General features: G+C 37.8%; 2 protein-coding genes. Both read left to right on the forward strand.

Annotated features, from left to right (window positions below; genetic code table 11):
* Positions 1-155 precede the first annotated feature (155 nt).
* Positions 156-1,142: an integron integrase gene (locus tag BAZSYMA_RS07740; RefSeq protein ID WP_090717532.1), complete on the forward strand. Its 987-nt coding sequence runs from the start codon at positions 156-158 to the stop codon at positions 1,140-1,142.
* A partial coding sequence (locus tag BAZSYMA_RS07745; protein ID WP_090717535.1) for a TSUP family transporter occupies positions 1,139-1,869 on the forward strand: 731 nt, incomplete at its 3' end. The genes BAZSYMA_RS07740 and BAZSYMA_RS07745, both read left to right, overlap by 4 nt.

Here is a 1,869-nt window from a genome sequence, read left to right on the forward strand (position 1 = left end):
TATTATTATAAGGACATATTATCCTTACATTACGATATTAAAATTAAAAGCCTGTAAAAAACAGTGTATTTCAATCTTTTTAGGGATAAAATACAAATAATTTACCTGATATACGATATTAGTAGAAATTTTCTTTCTATATTGTTTTTAATTATATGATAACAGAAAAAATAAATAAAAAACCGATTATTGCCGAAATGCGAGAGGTGATGAGACGGATGAACTACGCTTATAAAACTGAAAATACTTATTGTGATTGGGTTAAACGTTTTATTAAGTTTTCAGGGATGAAGGATAGAAGTGAATTGTTTGAGGATTCTGAAAGCAAGGTAGAGACTTTTTTAACGGATTTGACGGTGCGACAAAATGTGGCTGCTAGCACGCAAAATCAGGCGTTTAATGCGTTGGTATTTTTATATAAAGAAGTGTTGAAAAGAGTGCTTGAAAATGTGCGAGCAACGCGTTCTCGTAAAACGCCTAGAATTCCCGTGGTGTTGAGCGTTAATGAAGTGCAGAAAATTTTGTCAAAATTACAAGAAAAAAATGCGTTAATGGTGCAAATATTGTATGGCGGTGGATTGCGAATTTCTGAACTGGTGCGTTTGCGTGTGCAGGATATTGATTTTGAATACTGCCAAATTACGGTGCGTGATGGAAAAGGTAAAAAAGACAGGGTAACACCGCTGGCAAAAAAAATTATACCGTTATTGCAAACGCATATAGAACAAAGAAGGCAGGGACATCAGTTGGATTTGGCACAGGGATTTGGTAGCGTGTATTTGCCGAATACGTTGGCAAAAAAGTATCCGAATGCGGATAAAGAATTTGGTTGGCAGTATGTTTTTGCTAGTAGAAATATTGCAACTGACCCGAGAAGTGGCGTTGATAGGCGCCATCATATTGACCAATCAGCAGTGAATAAGGCTATTAAAGTGGCAGTTAAAAAGTGCAGAAGTATTGATAAGAAGGTCTCAGCGCATACATTTAGGCATTCGTTTGCCACGCATTTATTACAAACTGGCACGGATATTCGCACTATCCAAGCCCTACTTGGACATAGTGACTTACAAACGACGATGATTTATACTCATGTTTTAAAGCAAGGTGGGCAAGGGGTGGTGTCGCCGTTAGATAGATTGTGAATTTTTCCAATACAGAATTATTTTTAGTCGGCCTGATTTTTATGTGGGCGGGGTTTGTGCGTACGGGTCTTGGGTTTGGTGGTGCGGCATTGGGTTTGCCGTTGATGCTGTTGGTAGGTGCATCGCCTGTTTATTGGTTGCCTGTTATTGGGCTGCATTTATTGTTTTTTTCATCGCTGAGTTTGTTAAAGTCAATTAAAGAGGTGGATTGGGCATACTTAAAATCTGCATTGGTGTGGATTATCCCGCCAACTTTGGTTGGGGTATTTGGCTTGATTGCATTGCCTGATAGAGTGATGATCGTGTTTGTTTATTCGATTACAATTTTTTACGGCATTATTTGGATTTTTAATCAAAAAATTACCTCGCATCAACCTTGGGTAGATAAATGTTTATTGATTTTTGGCGGCTATGTAGCAGGCACTTCGCTGACGGGTGCGCCACTTATAGTGGCAGTGTTTATGCATCATGTGGCGAGGCAATATTTGCGCAATACTTTATTTGTATTATGGTTTATTCTGGTGAGTATTAAGATGTTGACTTTTATGGCAATGGATGTGATGATTGATTGGCAATTATCTGTATTATTAATCCCTATGGCAGCGATTGGACATGTAGTTGGACTCAAATTACACGATAAAATTATTGCCAACGATCAACGGTTTAAAAAGTGGATTGGTTCGGCGTTATTGTTGATTAGTTCGTTTGGGCTTTTGAAGTTGTTTTT

The sequence above is a fragment of the Bathymodiolus azoricus thioautotrophic gill symbiont genome (assembly GCF_001298715.1).
GTDB lineage: Bacteria > Pseudomonadota > Gammaproteobacteria > PS1 > Pseudothioglobaceae > Thiodubiliella.

Excerpts from the sequence above, each read along its gene's own strand:
- BAZSYMA_RS07740 (WP_090717532.1), top strand. The coding sequence starts at position 156 with ATGATAACAGAAAAAATAAATAAAAAACCGATTATTGCCGAAATGCGA.